This is a genomic window from Rubrivirga halophila (assembly GCF_046845755.1).
Classification (GTDB): domain Bacteria; phylum Bacteroidota; class Rhodothermia; order Rhodothermales; family Rubricoccaceae; genus Rubrivirga.
This window is the reverse complement of record NZ_CP177357.1, coordinates 3,079,598-3,095,206: the sequence shown is the minus strand read 5'-3', so window position 1 is coordinate 3,095,206 and position 15,609 is coordinate 3,079,598. Positions and strand designations below refer to the sequence as shown.

Here is a 15,609-nt window from a genome sequence, read left to right as displayed (position 1 = left end):
CGATGGCGTCGCCGGGCCGTGCGTCCCGGTCAGCCCCCACCCCTGCCCGACATGGCCGACGCCGACGCCCGCTGGACGCGCATTCAGACCCTTTTCGAGCAGGCCCGCCAGCGCCCCGCCGACGAGCGGACCGCCTGGCTCCGATCGGTCTGTGGCGACGACCCCGAGGTGTACGGCCACGTCGCGGCCATGCTCGACGGGGCCGACCACGAGCACGGCCTGTTCGGCGCGCGCGCCATCGACCTGGTCTCGGCCGAGGCCGTCGAGCGCGACCTCGTCCCGTCGCACACCGGCGAGCGCGTCGGGCCGTGGGTGCTGGCCGAGCGGATCGGGGCCGGCGGGATGGGCGACGTCTACCGCGCCGCGCGGGCCGACGCCGACGCCCCGGGCGGGTTCGAGCAGGCGGCCGCGCTCAAGCTCGTCAAGCGCGGGATGGACTCCGAGGCCGTGCTCCGCCGGTTCGAGACCGAGCGCCAGATCCTGGCGCGGCTCCAGCACCCCGGCATCGCCGGGCTCCTGGGCGGCGGCCTCACCGACGGGGGCCGGCCGTACTTCGCCATGGAGCTGGTCGAGGGCGAGCCGATCACGGACTACTGCGACGCCCGCCGCCTGGGCGTCGAGGCTCGGCTGGCGCTCTTCGCCGACGTGTGCGAGGCTGTCCGCTACGCCCACCGCGCGCTCGTCGTCCACCGCGACCTCAAGCCGTCGAACATTCTGGTGGCCGACGACGGGCCCGGTGGCCGCCCAGCGGTCAAGCTCCTCGACTTCGGGATCGCCCGCGTGCTCAGCGACGATGACGGCGGCGATCTCACGCGAACCGGCCAGCGCGTGTTCACGCCGTCGTACGCGGCTCCAGAACAGATCCGCGGCGAGGCCCCGACCACGGCGACCGACGTCTTTGCGCTCGGCGGCCTGCTCTACCGTCTGTTGTCGGGCGCGCGGCCCGTGCCGACCGAGGGCCGGACGCCGGCCCAGGTCGAGCGCGACGTGCTCGAGGCGGTCCCGCCCGCCCCGAGCGCGGCCGTCACCGACCCCGCCGCCCGCCAGCGGGGCACGACGGCCGACGCGCTCGCCCGGCGGCTCCGCGGCGACCTCGACGTGATCTGCCTGACCGCGCTGCGCAAGGAGCCCGAGCACCGGTACGGCGGGGCGGCCGAGCTGCTCGCCGACGTCGAGCGGCACCTTGCGGGACAGCCCGTCGAGGCCCGCCCGGCGACGCGCGCATACCGCGTGCGAAAGTTTGTGGGCCGGCACCGGGCGGCCGTGGCCGGGGCGGCCGTCGCGCTGGCGGCCGTCGTGGGCGGGGCGGGCGCGGCGCTGTGGCAGGCGGCCGAGGCCCGCGACCAGCGCGACCGCGCCGAGGCGGAGGCCGCGACCGCCGAGCAAACCGCCTCATTCCTGGCGGGGCTGTTCGAGGGCGCACGGCCCGCCGACGGCCCCGAACTGACCGCCTCCGAGCTCCTCGCCGTCGGCGCGAGTGAGATCGGCGACGACCTCGCGGACCAGCCGGCGACCCAGGCCGACCTCTACGTCGTCATGGGCAGCGTCTACCGCGCGCTCGCCGCGTTCGACTCGTCGGAAGCGTACCTCGGCCGGGCCCTCAGCCTCCGCCGGACGCTCGGCGACTCGCTGGGCGTGGCGGACGCCCAGACGCAGCTCGCGACGACGGCCCGCCGGGCTGGCGACGCCGAGCGCGCCGTGGCCCTGCACCGCCAAGCCGTCGCGATCCTGCGCGAGGCGGGCGAGCCGCAGCGCGGCCTCCTCGGCCACGCCCTGGCCTCGCTGGGCGCCGCGCTCCACGACCTCGACCGGTACGACGAGGCCGAGGCGGCCTACCGAGAGGGGGGCGACCTGCTGGCGGAGTTCCCGGACCACGCCGATGACTACGACACCGCGCTCGGAAATCTGGCCGGGATGCTCAACACGCGGGGAGACTACGAGCAGGCGGTCGAGGTCGAGCGTCGCGTCATCGCCAGCCGCATCCGGCAGCACGGCGAGATCTCGACGCCCGTCGCGATCGCCGTCGGCCGATACGCCGTCACCCTCCACGACCTCGGCGACCTCGACGCGGCCGAACGGGCCTACCGCCGCTCGCTCGACATCGACCGCCGCGTGCTCGGGGACGACCACCCCGATCTCGCCTACGGGCTCACCAACCTCGGCATCCTCCTGTTCGACCGGAGCGACTACGGAGCCGCAGAAGAGGTGTACTAGGAAACCCTCGCCATTCGTCGGGCCGGGCTCCCCCCGGGGCACCCGGGGATCGGTTCGACGCTCACGGCGCTCGGCAACCTGTACACGGACATGGGCCGCCAGCGAGAGGCGGCGGCCTACTTCGAAGAGTCTCTGGCCCTGCTCCGGGCGGCCCACGGCAACGACCACCGGCTCGTGGCGCAGGCCCTCGGCGGGCGCGGGCGCCTCGCCAAGCGTCGAGAGGACTACGCCCGGGCCGAGGCGGACTTCCGGGAGGTCGTCCGGATCCTGAGCGCGTCGTTCGGCCCGGACCACCAGTTCACGATGCTCTACGACGTGCGCCACGCCGACGCCCTGCGGCTCCTCGGGCGCGAGGCCGCCGCCGCCGCCGCCTTCGCCGACGCCATGCCGACGGCGCGGGCGTCGATCCCCGAAGGCGCGCCGAACCGGGCCATCGTCGAGAGGCTGTACGGCGAGTACCTCGCCAGCCGGGGACGGTGCGCGGACGCGCGCGAGGCCCTCGACGCGGCCGGTGCCATCTTCCACACGCTCGGCGACGAGTCCCAGCTCGCCGACATCGAGCGGGCCCGCCAGGCATGCATGGGGTGACGGCTGCGGCCATCCGCGTCCGGTCGCCCTGGAGCTGGCGTAGAAAAGTGACGGGCGCCTGACCGGTTACCCGGCGTGTCGGTGCGCACTGTGTAGGGGCAGGACTCCCTGCCCTCTCACCAGCCCCGACCCCCATGCGCGCGTTCTCTACTCCTCTCTCGCTGGCGCTCCTCGTCACCCTGTTCTCGGCCGGCGCCTCGGCCCAGACCGTCCTCTACGTCGACGCCGACGCGAGCGGCACCGAAGACGGCACCTCGTGGGCGAACGCCTTCGAAGAGCTCGACGAGGCCATCGAGGCCGCCCGCGCCCCGGCCCAGATCTGGGTGGCCGAGGGCGTCTACACCCCCACCGACGACCCCGACCGCAAGGAGTCGTTCCGACTCAAGAACGGCGTCGAGATCTTGGGCGGCTTCGACGGGACCGAGACGAGCGCCGACCAGCGGACGCCCGACCCCGACGAGGGCGGGACCGTCCTCTCGGGCGACATCGGCACCGTCGGCGACGACGACGACAACAGCTACCACGTCGTGACGGCGTTCAACGTCGACAACTCGGCGGTCCTCGACGGGTTCGTCGTCACCGGCGGGAACGCAGACGGCGGCGCCCCGGACGAGCGCGGCGGCGGGCTCACCAACTACGACGGCGGTACCAGCAACCCCGACACCGAGGGCTACCCGACGCTCCGCAACGTCGTCTTCGAGGGCAACTCCGCGACCTCCGGCGGCGGCGTGTACCTCAACGCCACGATCGGGACGACCGTGATGGAGGACGTCGAGTTCAAGGAGAACGAGGCGTCCAACGGCGGCGGGATCTACACGAACGGAGCCATCGAGGGCGAGGGCGTCGAGTTCGAGGAGAACGAGGCCGATGAGCGCGGCGGAGGCGCGTTCGTCAACAACACCCGGGTAACGTTCCGCGACGTCGAGTTCGACAGCAACGTCGCCGGCCGGGAGGGCGTGACGAACTCCGTCGGCCGCGGGGCCGGGCTCTACAGCCAGAGCGGCGCGCGCGTCACGATCATCGACGCGGAGTTCGAGCTGAACCGGTCCGTGGGGGCGTTCCCGGACGGCGCCGGGTTGCTCACGCAGGGCGGCACCCTCGACGTGGTCAACGCCGTGTTCAACGGGAACGTCGCCCGTGCCGGGGCCGCCGTGATGTCGCGGAACGGGAGCGCGACGGTCTCGCTCACGAACGTCGTCATCGCGGGCAACCAGGGCGCCGAGGACACGTGGGGCATCCTCGACTTTAACGACGCGACCGAGGTGTCGATCGCCCAGCTCTCGATGAGCGGGAACGACGGGTTCGCGATGGTCCGCATCAGCCGGGACGTCTCCACCGAGGTCGTCAACTCGATCTTCTGGGACAACGACGGCCCGGCGTTCGTCCAGGAGTCGGGCGGCAGCGGCGAGCTCGACGTCGAGAACGCGATCGTCGAGGGCGGCTTCCCCGACGGCGAGTCCATCTTGGCCGCCGACCCGTTGTTCCGCCGCGCGCCGAGCGACGGCCCCGACGACGAGTGGGGGACCGCCGACGACGACTACGGCGACCTCCGCCTGCTCGGCGGCAGTCCGGCGATCAACTTCGGCGACACCGGCGACGTCCCGTTCGACACGTTCGACCTCGACGACGACGGCGTGACAGCCGAGATCCTGCCCTTCGACATCGAGGGCGAGGACCGCGTGCAGGACGGGAGCGTCGACCTCGGCGCTTACGAGGGCGCCACGCCCGGCGTGGCCTCGGAGCCCACCGCCGAGCGCGGCGCGCTGGTGCTCTCGGCCCCGGCCCCGAACCCGACGACGGGCGCGGCACGGCTGACCGTGACGCTGGCGACGGCCGGCGAGGTCGAGGTGGTGGTGTTCGACCTGCTCGGCCGGCGCGTGGCGGCGCTCCACAGCGGTGCGCTGGCGGCGGGCACGCACCCCGTCGCGCTCGACGGCGCGGCGCTCCCCGCCGGCCGCTACCTCGTCCACGCCCGGTCGGCGGCCGGGACGGCGACGCGGCCCCTCACCGTCGCCCGCTAGCGATCGGCCCCGCGCTGGCGGCGGTCGCCAGCGCGGGGCGCCGACGGTCTAGCCGTCCGCCGAGAGGTCGAACGTGATATACACCGGCCGCTGGGCTTCCGTCCCGCCGATGGCGCGGTAGAAGGCGCGGGCGGTCGCGTTGTCGTCCTCGGTCATCAGCCACGCCCCGGTGCAGCCCCGCCGGCGGGCCTCCTCGAGGAGCGCCGCCATGAGGGCCGTCGCGAGGCCGCGCCGTCGGGCCGGCTCCGCCGTGCCGACCTCGTCGACATACAAGACCGGGCGCTTGTCGGGCTCGGTGATGACGACGGCCGAGGCCATCGCCACGACGCGCGAGCCGACGAGGGCGACCGCCAGCAGGTGCTCGGGGTTGGCCAGCGCCGCCGCCGTCGAGTCCGGCCGGAGCGGGCCATCGAAGACGCCGGGGTCGAGGTCGTCGAGGACGTGGGCGTCATCGGGACCGAGAAGGCGGACCTCGAAGTCGCCCATGTCAGTCGCCGATGGGCGAGCCGGGCGGGGTCCTCGGCGCCTCAGGCCGGTCGTCGGGGTCGTACTCGCGACTCAAGAACCGGGCGATCTCGCCGGCCAGCCACATCCCGTGCGCGCCGTCGAGGCGCGAGGCGAGGGACAGGAGGTGGGCCTCGGCGTGCGCGCGGGCCGCCGGCGCGGCGCTCGCGTCGGCCGCCAGCCCGATCACGGTGGCGACGTACGCCGTTCGGGCCGCGTTCGCGACCTCGGCGTGGTACGGCGTCGGGGCGTCGGCGCCGAGCACGGCGTCGGCCGATCGCGCCAGCAGGGCGTCGAGGCCGGGGAGGGCGGGGTCGAGCGCGTGCTGGACGACGAGCCGCGAGGCGCGCGAGGCATCCAGCAGGTACCCGAACGTGAGCGCGGCGGCGGTCTCGGCCGGGGCCACGGGGTCGAACGTCACACCCGTCCGGCCGTCGAACGTCTCTCGGCTGGCGCCGTAGCCCGGCGGGCGCGGCGGGATCGCCCGGGCACCCTCGGGGAGCGCGAGCGCCTGGGGCGTGACGGTCGCCAGCAGGGCGTCGATGGCGGCCCGCTGGGTCGTGGCGTCGACCGGCGCGGGCCGCGCGGTGCCGTCGCCGCGCGTGCCATAGGCGTACTCGACCCCGGCGACGAGGTGGGCCGTGGCGTCGACCTGGTAGCGGTGGCGGAGGTAGAGGGGGACGAGTACCTCTTCGAGCGTCGCGAGCGGCCGACCCTGTTGGATGACGGCCTCTCCAAACCGGTCGAGCGCGGCGCGGCGGACGGCCATCTCGTCGCGCAAGGCCTGGACGGCATCCGCGCCGTTGTCCCAGAGCGCGCCCGTCGGCGTGGCCGCGCCGGTCGGGCGGGCGTCGGCGTCGGTGATGTAACGCAGGCCGCGGTCGCGGTTCTCGGCCAGTACCGCCTGCGCGGTCGCCTCCGACGGCGCGTAGCCGTAGCGGACGGCCTGCACGTCCCACACGCCCACGCCGACGGCGTACGCGTTCGACACGTCGATCCGGTCGCCGACGAGTGTTGCCAGCGGTGCCGGGTAGTCCATCACCGACGTCCGGCCCTGCGTGCTGCCCGCGAAGTTGTGCGCCAGCCCGATTGTGTGGCCGACCTCGTGGGCGGAGAGCTGGCGCAGACGCGCGAGCGCGAGCGCCAGCATCGGGTCGGCCTCGGGCGCGAAGCCCGCCGCGTTCGCGCCGGCGTACGGCGCCAAGAGCCCCTCGGCGATCAAGTAGTCCTGCCGGACGCGGAGCGAGCCGAGCGACACGTGGCCCTTCAGGATCTCGCCCGTCCGCGGATCGATCACCGACGCCCCGTAGCTCCACCCGCGCGTGGCGCGGTGCACCCACTGGATCACGTTGTAGCGCACGTCGAGCGGGTCGGCGCCGTCGGGCATCATCTCGACGCGGTACGCGTCGCGGAAGCCGGCGGCGGCGAAGGCGTCGGCCCACCACCGCGCGCCGTCCAAGAGCGCGCTGCGGACGGGCTCGGGCGTGCCGGGGTCGAGGTAGTAGACGATCGGCTCGACCGGCTCGCACAGGCCATCCGCGCCCGCCGGGGCGGCGCACGCCAGCCGGTGCCGCGTGATCACGCGCTGCGTCACGTCCTGCCCGATCGGCACGGCGTAGTCGGCGTAGTCGTAAACGAAGTAGCCGGAGGCGGGGTGGAAGGCGCGCGGGGCGTAGCCGGCGTCGGGCAAGGCCACGAACGACTGGCGGACGCGGACGGTCGGGGCGCTCGGGTCGGCGGCCACGTCGCGGACGTAGCGGCCGGGCTGGGTGCTGGCGAACGTCAGCCGCGCCTCGAGCTCGGTGTTCTGGGGGAAGGCCTTGAGGCCGTCCGGGACGGGCGCGCTCCGGGCCTTGTCGAGCGAGAAGCTGCCCTGTCCGGTCTGCCGCAGCCGCTCGGCGACGCCGTGCGCATCGCGGACCACAAAGTCCGTCGCGTCGATGAGCACGCGGTCGCCGGTGGCCGCGGCGGCGTCGAAGCCCCAGACGACGGACGGGGCGAAGGCGTCGGCGACGGCCGTCCGCTCGGCGGCGTTGTCCGTCTCGGCGCGGAAGCGGAGGTTGGGCTGGACGAGGAAGACGCGCCGCCCGACGCGCTCGAACCGGACGATCCGCTCGCCGCCGAGCTGCCCCCGGTCGAGCCCGACGTCATTCGAGCCGAGCCCGGCCGCCAGCGCGACGGTGTACAAGAGGTCGGTGTCGAGCGGGACGTCGAGCCACACCTTCCCCTCGTCGGCGTCCCACCACACGGGCACGAACCCGTCGCGGGCGTCGAGCCCGGCCGTCTTCGCGGCGATGGTCGGGAGTGCGTTCGCGGTCGGTGCGGGCGACGGCGGTATGGGTGTCGGGGCGGTCGCGGCGCACCCGGCGACGAGACAGGCGAGAGCGACGGCGAGAAAGCGGGGCATGGCAGTGCGGAGGGGCTCGCGGAATCTAGACCGGTCCTCGCGCCGGCCCCTGCGCCGTGCGGGTACGTTCCAGCCTGCCCGCCCGCGTTCCGTGGATCTCGTCGCCCTCCTGCCCGCCATCGCCGCCGAGGTCCGCCCGCTCGTTGGGACGGGCGCGGTCGCGAGTTACATCCCGCCGCTGGCGGCCGTCGACCCGGCGCGCTTCGGGCTCGCCGTCCGCACCGTCGACGGGGCCGAGCACGGCGTCGGCGATTCGGACGACCGGTTCTCGATCCAGAGCATCGCCAAGGTGCTGGCGTTGGCCGTGGCGATGGACGCCGAGGGCAACGCGCTGTGGGCCCGCGTCGGGCGCGAGCCGTCGGGCACGGCGTTCAACTCGCTCGTCCAGCTCGAGGCCGACGGCGGCGTCCCGCGCAACCCGATGATCAACGCAGGCGCGCTCGTCGTGATGGACGCCGTCCTGGCGCACAGCGCGCCCGGCGCCACGCCCATCCTGGACCTCGTCCGCAGCGCGGCCGACGACGCGACGCTGGCGGTGGACCACGCGGTCGCCGAGGCGGAGATCGCGACGGCGCACCGGACGCGCGCGCTCGCGCACTTTCTCAAGGCCTTCGGCACGCTGCGCGGCGACCCGGACACGGTCGTCGAGGCGTATTGCCGGCTGTGCGCCGTGTCGATGAGCTGCGTCGAGCTGTGCCGCGCGTTCACGTTTCTGGCGACGGGCGGGCGCTCACCGTCGGGGGAGGCCGTGGTGTCGCCCCGGCAGGCCAAGCGGCTCAACGCTGTGATGCTGACGTGCGGGGTCTACGACGAGGCCGGCGACTTCGCGTACCGGGTCGGGCTGCCGGCCAAGAGCGGCGTCGGCGGGGGCATCGTGGCCGTGATGCCGGGCGAGTTTGTCGCCGCGGCGTGGTCGCCGGGGCTGGGGCCTCGCGGCAACTCCGTCGCGGGCACGGCCGCGCTGGAGGCGCTGACGACGAGGACCGGCCGGTCCATTTTTTAGATCACGCGTCGTCGCGGTACGCGCGGATCCAGTCGACCTCGAGCCGGAACGGGCCGTCGATGCCGTCGGCGATGTAGATGCCGAGCGTCCGGATGGCCGAGCGGTCGAGCGCGTCGACCGTCACGGGCTCCCCGTGCGCGGTCGCGTCGAGGTCGGCGAACGGGACGCGGACGGTCTGCCAGTCGGCGGCCGTCGGGAACGCGCCCTGGCGGTTGACCTCGCGGCCGCGGTGCCGGGTGCCGTCGTCCACGTCGAGTTCGAACGTCCGGCCGCCGCCGCGGATGCGGAGCTCGATGCCGTCGTAGTCGGAGAGGTTCGCCTGCCGCTCCCCGCGGACCGACGTGAACCCACCGCCCTCGGTCACGACCTCGCCGGTGAACATGAGCGTCCCGTCAACGACCTCTGCGAACCCTTGCGAGCGGCCGCCCATCACCCCGTCGTTCTCGACGGCCCAGGCGGCGTCGGGGGACTCGAACTCGAAGAGGGTCATGGCGGTGTCGGCGGGTGGGGCCGTCTGAGGGGCGGCGCAGGCGGCCATCGCGACGGCGAGGAGGAGGAGGGAGACGTGCATGGGCTCCAAACCCCGGCGCCGTTCGCGCGGGTCCGCGCCCGCTAGCTTCTCAGGCCGTTTCCCCGACCGCCCGTGCCCCGCTGCGCCTTCCTCACCACCGAGGGCCTCGACCTCGACTACGTCTACGACGACCTCGCCGTGGCCCCGCTCGCCGCGCGCGGCTGGGCCGTCGAGTTCGTCCCGTGGCGCGCCGCCGCCGACTGGTCGGCATTCGACCTCGTCGTGATCCGGTCGCCGTGGGACTACATGCACGCGCCCGACGCCTTCCTCGGAGTGCTGGCCGAGATTGACGCAGCAACGCGGCTGGAGAACCCGCTGGCGGTCGTCCGCTGGAACGCGGACAAGCGCTACCTCCGCGACCTCGACGCGGCGGGCGTGCCGATCGTGCCGACGGCCTGGGAGGACGGGCTGACGGCCGGACGGCTGGCGGCGCTGCTCGCCGAGTGGGGCGCGCGGGGCGGCGTCGTCAAGCCGACGGTCGGGGGCGGCGCGCGCGACACGTTCTGGCTGCGGCCCGGCGACCGCCTCGGCCCCGCGCTCTCGGCGTTCGCCGACGGCCGCGCCGCGATGGCCCAGCCGTTCGTGCCGTCGGTCGTCGACGAGGGCGAATTCTCCGTCTTCGCCTTCGGCGGCGTGCTCAGCCACACGATCCTGAAGACGCCCAAGGGCGGCGACTTCCGGGTGCAGGAGGAGTTCGGGAGCCGCTTGGTGCCCGTCGAGCCCGAGCCCGCCTTGCAGGCGATCGCCGAGGCCGCGCTCGCGGCCGTGCCCTCGCCCGAGCCGCTCCTCTACGCCCGCGTCGACGCCGTGCGGCGGGCCGACGGCGGGTTCGCCATCATCGAGCTGGAGCTCATCGAGCCGTCGCTGTACTTCCCGTTCGCGCCCGGCTCCGCCGAGCGGTTCGCGGACGCCGTCGCCGCGCTCGGGTGACGGCCTTTCGCTCTGTTGAGAAGCTTACTGCCGTGTCATCCCGAGCCTGTCGAGGGATCTCCGTCGAGCACCGCCCGGCTACAGCGCGGACAGTGCGCGGTGCTCGGCTGAGATCCTTCGACTCCGCCGCTGCGCGGCTCCGCTCAGGATGACAGGCTTGGGAGGGTAGGCGGAGCTCCTCAACAAAGCCACGGCCCCTCGCTTTTCGAGCGGCGTTCGCGCCCCGCGCGCGGCCTGCGGCGATCTTCGGCGCTCACGTCTGCCCGAACGCCGGGCTCCCGCATGGCCGACCTCGACACGATCGTCTCCCTCTCGAAGCGCCGCGGCTTCGTCTTCCCGTCGTCCGAGATCTACGGCGGGCTGGGCGCCGTCTACGACTACGGCCCGCTCGGCGTCGAGCTCAAGCGGAACGTCCGCGAGCGGTGGTGGAACGCGATGGTCCGCGACCACGAGAACGTCGTCGGCATCGACGCGGCGATCCTGATGCACCCGACGGTCTGGAAGGCGTCCGGCCACGTCGACGCGTTCTCGGACCCGCTCATCGACGACAAGGCGTCGGGCCGCCGGTACCGCGCCGACCAGCTCATCGAGGGCGCGATCGCCAAGCTGGAGAAGAAGAACAAGACCGACCAGGCAGAGGCGCTCCAGGCCCGCTTCGTCGAGGCCCTCAACGCCGACGACCCCGCAAGCGCGCTCGGCGCCATCATCCAGGACGAGGAGATCCGCAGCCCCGACTCCGGCGCCTTCGACTGGACCGAGGTCCGCCAGTTCAACCTCATGTTCGAGACGGCGACGGGCGCGCTCGCCGAGGAGGCGAGCAAGCTGTACCTCCGCCCCGAGACGGCGCAGGGCATCTTCGTCCACTTCAAGGACGTCGCCGAGACGGCCCGTCAGCAGGTCCCGTTCGGGATCGCCCAGATCGGGAAGGCCTTCCGCAACGAGATCGTCGCGCGGCAGTTCGTCTTCCGGATGCGCGAGTTCGAGCAGATGGAGATGCAGTACTTCGTCGAGCCCGGGACCCAGATGGCAGCCTACGAGGCGTGGGCCGACAAGCGCATGGCGTGGCACGCCAGCAACGGCATCCGGCCGGAGAAGCTGCGCTGGCACGACCACGAAAAGCTGGCGCACTACGCCGACGCCGCCAAGGACGTCCAGTACGAGTACCCCTTCGGCTGGAACGAGATCGAGGGCATCCACAGCCGGACGGACTTCGACCTGAGCCGCCACCAGGAGTTCAGCGGCAAGAAGCTCGAGTACTTCGATCAGCCTAGCAACTCGCGCTACATCCCCTACGTCGTCGAGACGTCGGTCGGGCTCGACCGCACGATCCTGATGATCCTGTGCGACGCGTACCGCGATGAGGAGGTGCAGAACGGCGACAAGACCGAGGCGCGGACCGTTCTCAAGTTCCACCCGGCGCTCGCGCCGTTCACGGCCGCCGTCTTCCCGCTCGTCAAGAAGGACGGGATGCCCGAGGCCGCGCACGCCGTCGAGGCCGACTTGCGCAAGCAGTTCAACGTGACCTACGACGAGAAGGGCGCCGTCGGCCGCCGCTACCGCCGCCAGGACGAGATCGGGACGCCGTTCTGCATCACGATCGACGGCGACACGACGGCGAACGGGACGGTCACCGTCCGCGACCGCGACTCGATGGCGCAGGACACGATCCCGGCCGAGAACGTCCGCCGCTACCTCGAGGACAAGATCGAGGCCTGGACGCCGGGCGACTGACGCGGCGGGGCTGCTGACTCGCCGGGGGATAGGGTGACACGCCGATGTCGCGTGTTTGCAAGACGTTGTGGACACGCTCACCCCTGCCCGTCATGGTCGCCTCCATCCTGTCCGTCGTCGCCGGCTACGTCACGTGGACCCTCGTCTTCCTGGGCGGCAGCGCCGGCCTGCGCGCCGCGTTCGGCCTGGACGCTGACGGCAGGACCGACCGCGTCGGCGTGCTGCTGGCGTACCTCACGCTGAGCGTGATCGCCTCGGTAGGCGCCGGCGCGGTGTCCGCTCGGCTGGCGCCCCGCCGGCCGATGCGTCACGTGTGGGTCCTGGCGGTGCTGCTGCTCGCAACCGGCATCCCGGTGCAGATGGCCTCGTGGGCCCTGCTGCCGGCGTGGTACCACCTCGCGTTCCTGCTCGCGCTCGTCCCGGCGACCGTCCTCGGCGGGCGGTGGATGGCGGGCGAGCGGCGGTAGTCGGTCGGCGGCCCAGGCCTCCTCACTCCTCGGCCCTCAGTCTGCGGGCACGTACCCGCGGGGGACGCGGTCGGCCAGGCGCTCGAACGCCATATGCCCGGAGACCGAGACGGCGAACGGGTCCTCGGGCACGCCGCGCGGGTCGATCCGGGCGCGGCCCCGGTCGACCGTCAGCGCCGAGCGCTGGACGGGGTCGGGGCGCGAGCGCGATTCGCGGAACCACTCCGAGCGGAGGTACGCCGGCTCCTCGGGCTCGCCGTCGTAGACGACCTCGAGTCGGTCGCGGACGCGCAGCGTGCCCCAGCCGTCGGCGTCGACGGCCATCACGCGCCCGGGCGATGTCCGGAACGACGGGCGGCCTCCGAAGGCGTCCTCGCGGACGAGCACGAGGCTGAATCCCTCGGCGTCAGCCGTGCCCGCGAGGAGCGCACGGAGCAGGTGCGGCAGCGACCCGCGGTACGCCCGCTCGCGCGCCGCCGCCCACCGCGCGGCCTCGTCCGGCGACGCGGGCGCCAGCTCCTCGAACGACTCTTCGCCGTCGTACGAGATGCTCGACGGGCCGCCCTCGAACGTCGTCAGCAGATACGTCAGGCGGTAGCCGAGGGCGCGGTTTTCGAACACGAGCGGCGCGGCGGCGGTCGCCGTCAGGGTGCCCCAGCGCGAGCGGAACTCGAGGACCTGGGGGTTGAGGAGGCGCGTCGAGTCGGCGTTGTCGGACTCGCCGACGAGGGCCGTGAGGAAGGTCTGGAGGTGGCGGGCCCAGCGCTCGTCGCGCTCGGCCTCGACGACGGCGCCGTCGAGGGCCGTCACGGTCGGCGCGAGCGCCAGCGAGATGCGCGCGGTGCCGCCATCGTCGACGCGGACGGGCTCGACGGCGGACGTGTACCCGAGCATCGAGGCCACGACGCGGTACGCGCCGGGCGTCAGCCGCTCGATCCGGAACCGGCCCTCGGCGTCGGTCGCCGCGCCCCGCGTGGTGCCCGAGAGGACGACGCTGGCGCCGGGCAGCGGGGCCCCGTCGGCGTCGCGGACGGTCCCGACGACGGCCGCGGTCTGGGCCGCCGCCGAGGCGGCGACGAGGAGGGCGAGGGCGAGCGCACGCATGGCCTCAGTCAACGGCCGCGCCCGGCAGGTGTCAAGGCGACCCGGGGGGACCGGCGAGCGCGTCGAGGGCGGCCCTGTCGAGCCCGGCCACCTCGGCGAGCACGGCGCGGGTGTGGGCGCCGAGCGCGGGGGGCGGCGACAGCACGCGCGCCTCGCCCGGGACGGTCCGCACGGCCCGGTGGCCGTCGCCGTCGTCGACGACGAGCCGGGCGGCCTCGGGGTGCGCGAACACGTCGGGGACCGAGCGGACGGCGCCGGCGGGGACGCCCCGGGCGCCCAGTTCCGCCAGAAACGGCTCGCGATCGCGTGTCGCGAGGGCCGCCGTCAGCACGGCGTCGAGGCCGTCGCGCGCACGGACGCGGTCGGCGTTCGTGGCGAAGCGGGCGTCGGGCGCCAGCCCGAGCACGTCCGCCAGCGCGGCGAACTGGCGGTCGGTCCCGACGGCGAGGACCACGTCGCCCGTCGCGGTCGGGTACGGCGTGCCGTAGGGCGCGATGTTGGGGTGCGCCGACCCGATCCGACGGGGCTCGACCCCGGCCGTCAGCCAATTCGCGGCCTGGTTCGCCAGCGATGCCACGGCCGACGCCAGCAGCGACACGCGGACCGTCGCGCCCTGCCCGGTCCGCTCGCGCGCCAGCAGCGCCACCAACGCCGCCTCCTTGAGCTGGTGCGCCGCCAGCACGTCCACGAGCGCGACGGGCATCTTGGTGGGCGGCCCGTCGCTCTGCCCGTTGAGGCCCGTGAACCCGGCCTCGGCCTGCACCACGGCGTCGTAACCCGGCCGGTCGTCGCCGGGCCCGTAGCCGTCGACTTCGACGACGATGAGGCGGGGGTTGAGCGCGCGCAAGGTGTCTGCATCGGCGCCCAAGCGGGTCGCGCCGCCGGGGCGGAACGACGACACGACGAGGTCGGCGTGCGCCGCCAGCCGGTGGAGCGCGTCGCGGCCCTCGTCGCTCGCGAGGTCGAGGACGACGGACTCCTTGCCCCAGTTGACGGCGCAGAAGTAGGCGGGCCGGGTGTCGGCGGGGTCTTCGGCGGCGAGGTGCCACCGCCGCGTCACGTCGCCCACCGGCGCCTCCACCTTGACGACGCGCGCGCCGTGCTCGGCGAAGAACATCCCGACGCTCGGGCCCGCGAGCACGCTCGCGAGTTCGAGCACGACCAAGTCCGCGAGCGGCGACGCGCTCACGCCTCCTGCGCGGCCTTGTCGAGGGAGGCGAACAGCTCGTCGGAGAGCTCCAGCTCGGCCGCGGCGACGTTCTCTTCGAGGTGCGCGACCGACGAGGTCCCCGGGATCGGGAGCATCACCGGCGACCGCTTGAGAAGCCACGCCAGCGCGACCTGGCTGGGCGAGGCGCCGAGCTGGTCGGCGGCGTCGGACAGGATCTCGCTGTCCGACAGCTTGCCGGCGTTGAGCGGGTACCACGGGATAAAGCCGATGCCCTCGGCCTCGCAGAAGTCGAGGACGTCCTCGCTCTTGCGCGTGCCGAGGTTGTACTCGTTCTGGACCGTCGCCACGCGAAGCCCGGCGTCCTGGGCCGCTTTGATCTCGTCGACGGAGACCTCGGACAGGCCCACGAGGCGGACCCAGCCGTCGTCCTGCATCCGCTTGAGCGTCGAGAACTGGGCGTCGCGGTCGTGCTCGGGGTCGATCCGGTGGAGCTGGTACAGGTCGATGGCGTCGACGCCGAGCCGGCGCATCGACATCTGGACGGCCTGGCGGAGGTAGGCCGGGGTCGCGAGCGGGTGCCACTTGTCGGGGCCGGTCCGCAGCAGGCCGCCCTTCGTCGCGATCACGGTGTCGCCGTAGGGCGCGAGCGCCTCGCGGATGAGGTCCTCGGAGACGAACGGGCCGTAGCTGTCGGCCGTGTCGATAAAGTCGACGCCGAGCTCGACGGCGCGCTTGAGGACGGCGTGGGCAGCGTCGCGGTCGGCAGGCTCGCCCCAGATGCCCTTCCCGGTGATCCGCATGGCGCCGTAGCCCAAGCGGTGGACGGTCAGGCCATCGCCCAAGTCGAAGGTGCCGGAGGCGCGGGCGGGGGTGTCGGAGGTGGCGGCGTAGGGCATGG

13 protein-coding genes are annotated in these 15,609 nt (G+C 73.7%); 7 read left to right on the top strand and 6 right to left on the bottom strand.

Going from position 1 to position 15,609, the window contains the following annotated elements; genetic code table 11:
• The first annotated feature begins 51 nt into the window (after positions 1–51).
• The 3 genes from ACLIRP_RS13510 (at position 52) to ACLIRP_RS13500 (ending at position 4,823) form a co-directional block, all read left to right on the top strand.
• Entirely contained in the window at positions 52–2,214 is a 2,163-nt protein-coding gene (locus tag ACLIRP_RS13510) for a protein kinase domain-containing protein (protein WP_412060988.1), read from the top strand.
• A gap of 12 nt (positions 2,215–2,226) precedes the next feature.
• On the top strand, positions 2,227–2,802 hold the full coding sequence (locus tag ACLIRP_RS13505) for a tetratricopeptide repeat protein (RefSeq protein WP_412063716.1): 576 nt from the start codon (positions 2,227–2,229) through the stop codon (positions 2,800–2,802).
• Between the two features lie 134 nt (positions 2,803–2,936).
• A complete protein-coding gene (locus ACLIRP_RS13500) occupies positions 2,937–4,823 on the top strand; it encodes a choice-of-anchor Q domain-containing protein (protein ID WP_412060987.1) in 1,887 nt (628 codons plus the stop codon).
• Between the two features lie 48 nt (positions 4,824–4,871).
• Here the strand turns inward: ACLIRP_RS13500 and ACLIRP_RS13495 are convergent, their stop codons facing one another.
• A complete protein-coding gene (locus ACLIRP_RS13495) occupies positions 4,872–5,309 on the bottom strand; it encodes a GNAT family N-acetyltransferase (protein ID WP_412060986.1) in 438 nt (145 codons plus the stop codon).
• Between the two features lies 1 nt (position 5,310).
• Entirely contained in the window at positions 5,311–7,734 is a 2,424-nt protein-coding gene (locus tag ACLIRP_RS13490) for a zinc-dependent metalloprotease (RefSeq protein WP_412060985.1), read from the bottom strand.
• Between the two features lie 91 nt (positions 7,735–7,825).
• Between ACLIRP_RS13490 and ACLIRP_RS13485 the strand changes: the two genes are divergently transcribed.
• Positions 7,826–8,737 (top strand): glutaminase, encoded by a 912-nt coding sequence (locus tag ACLIRP_RS13485; RefSeq protein ID WP_412060984.1) that lies wholly within the window; start codon positions 7,826–7,828, stop codon positions 8,735–8,737.
• A 1-nt stretch (position 8,738) separates the two neighbouring features.
• Here the strand turns inward: ACLIRP_RS13485 and ACLIRP_RS13480 are convergent, their stop codons facing one another.
• Entirely contained in the window at positions 8,739–9,308 is a 570-nt protein-coding gene (locus tag ACLIRP_RS13480; protein ID WP_412060983.1) for a CIA30 family protein, read from the bottom strand.
• A 72-nt stretch (positions 9,309–9,380) separates the two neighbouring features.
• On the opposite strand from ACLIRP_RS13480, the gene ACLIRP_RS13475 reads away from it, so the two are divergent.
• From ACLIRP_RS13475 to ACLIRP_RS13465, 3 genes are all read left to right on the top strand, one after another.
• The gene (locus ACLIRP_RS13475; protein ID WP_412060982.1) at positions 9,381–10,238 is read left to right on the top strand and encodes an ATP-grasp domain-containing protein; all 858 of its coding nucleotides are present in this window, start codon (positions 9,381–9,383) and stop codon (positions 10,236–10,238) included.
• 282 nt (positions 10,239–10,520) lie between these two features.
• On the top strand, positions 10,521–11,969 hold the full coding sequence (locus ACLIRP_RS13470) for a glycine--tRNA ligase (protein ID WP_412060981.1): 1,449 nt from the start codon (positions 10,521–10,523) through the stop codon (positions 11,967–11,969).
• A gap of 92 nt (positions 11,970–12,061) precedes the next feature.
• A complete protein-coding gene (locus tag ACLIRP_RS13465; RefSeq protein WP_412060980.1) occupies positions 12,062–12,436 on the top strand; it encodes a hypothetical protein in 375 nt (124 codons plus the stop codon).
• Between the two features lie 36 nt (positions 12,437–12,472).
• Here the strand turns inward: ACLIRP_RS13465 and ACLIRP_RS13460 are convergent, their stop codons facing one another.
• From ACLIRP_RS13460 to ACLIRP_RS13450, 3 genes are read right to left on the bottom strand one after another with little or no spacing between them, the layout of a single operon-like run.
• The gene (locus ACLIRP_RS13460; protein ID WP_412060979.1) at positions 12,473–13,540 is read right to left on the bottom strand and encodes a carboxypeptidase-like regulatory domain-containing protein; all 1,068 of its coding nucleotides are present in this window, start codon (positions 13,538–13,540) and stop codon (positions 12,473–12,475) included.
• Positions 13,541–13,571: 31 nt separating this feature from the next.
• Positions 13,572–14,729 (bottom strand): CaiB/BaiF CoA transferase family protein, encoded by a 1,158-nt coding sequence (locus tag ACLIRP_RS13455; RefSeq protein WP_412060978.1) that lies wholly within the window; start codon positions 14,727–14,729, stop codon positions 13,572–13,574.
• Complete coding sequence (locus ACLIRP_RS13450) at positions 14,726–15,607, bottom strand: aldo/keto reductase (RefSeq protein WP_412060977.1); 882 nt, start codon at positions 15,605–15,607, stop codon at positions 14,726–14,728. The genes ACLIRP_RS13455 and ACLIRP_RS13450 overlap by 4 nt, the downstream gene beginning before the upstream one ends.
• Positions 15,608–15,609 lie beyond the last annotated feature (2 nt).

What these genes read in the sequence shown, in the direction of transcription:
- ACLIRP_RS13510 (WP_412060988.1), top strand. Translation starts at nt 52, where the DNA reads ATGGCCGACGCCGACGCCCGCTGGACGCGCATTCAGACCCTTTTCGAG.
- ACLIRP_RS13500 (WP_412060987.1), top strand. Translation starts at nt 2,937, where the DNA reads ATGCGCGCGTTCTCTACTCCTCTCTCGCTGGCGCTCCTCGTCACCCTG.
- ACLIRP_RS13495 (WP_412060986.1), bottom strand. Translation starts at nt 5,309, where the DNA reads ATGGGCGACTTCGAGGTCCGCCTTCTCGGTCCCGATGACGCCCACGTC.
- ACLIRP_RS13490 (WP_412060985.1), bottom strand. Translation starts at nt 7,734, where the DNA reads ATGCCCCGCTTTCTCGCCGTCGCTCTCGCCTGTCTCGTCGCCGGGTGC.
- ACLIRP_RS13480 (WP_412060983.1), bottom strand. Translation starts at nt 9,308, where the DNA reads ATGCACGTCTCCCTCCTCCTCCTCGCCGTCGCGATGGCCGCCTGCGCC.
- ACLIRP_RS13470 (WP_412060981.1), top strand. Translation starts at nt 10,521, where the DNA reads ATGGCCGACCTCGACACGATCGTCTCCCTCTCGAAGCGCCGCGGCTTC.
- ACLIRP_RS13465 (WP_412060980.1), top strand. Translation starts at nt 12,062, where the DNA reads ATGGTCGCCTCCATCCTGTCCGTCGTCGCCGGCTACGTCACGTGGACC.
- ACLIRP_RS13460 (WP_412060979.1), bottom strand. Translation starts at nt 13,540, where the DNA reads ATGCGTGCGCTCGCCCTCGCCCTCCTCGTCGCCGCCTCGGCGGCGGCC.
- ACLIRP_RS13450 (WP_412060977.1), bottom strand. Translation starts at nt 15,607, where the DNA reads ATGCCCTACGCCGCCACCTCCGACACCCCCGCCCGCGCCTCCGGCACC.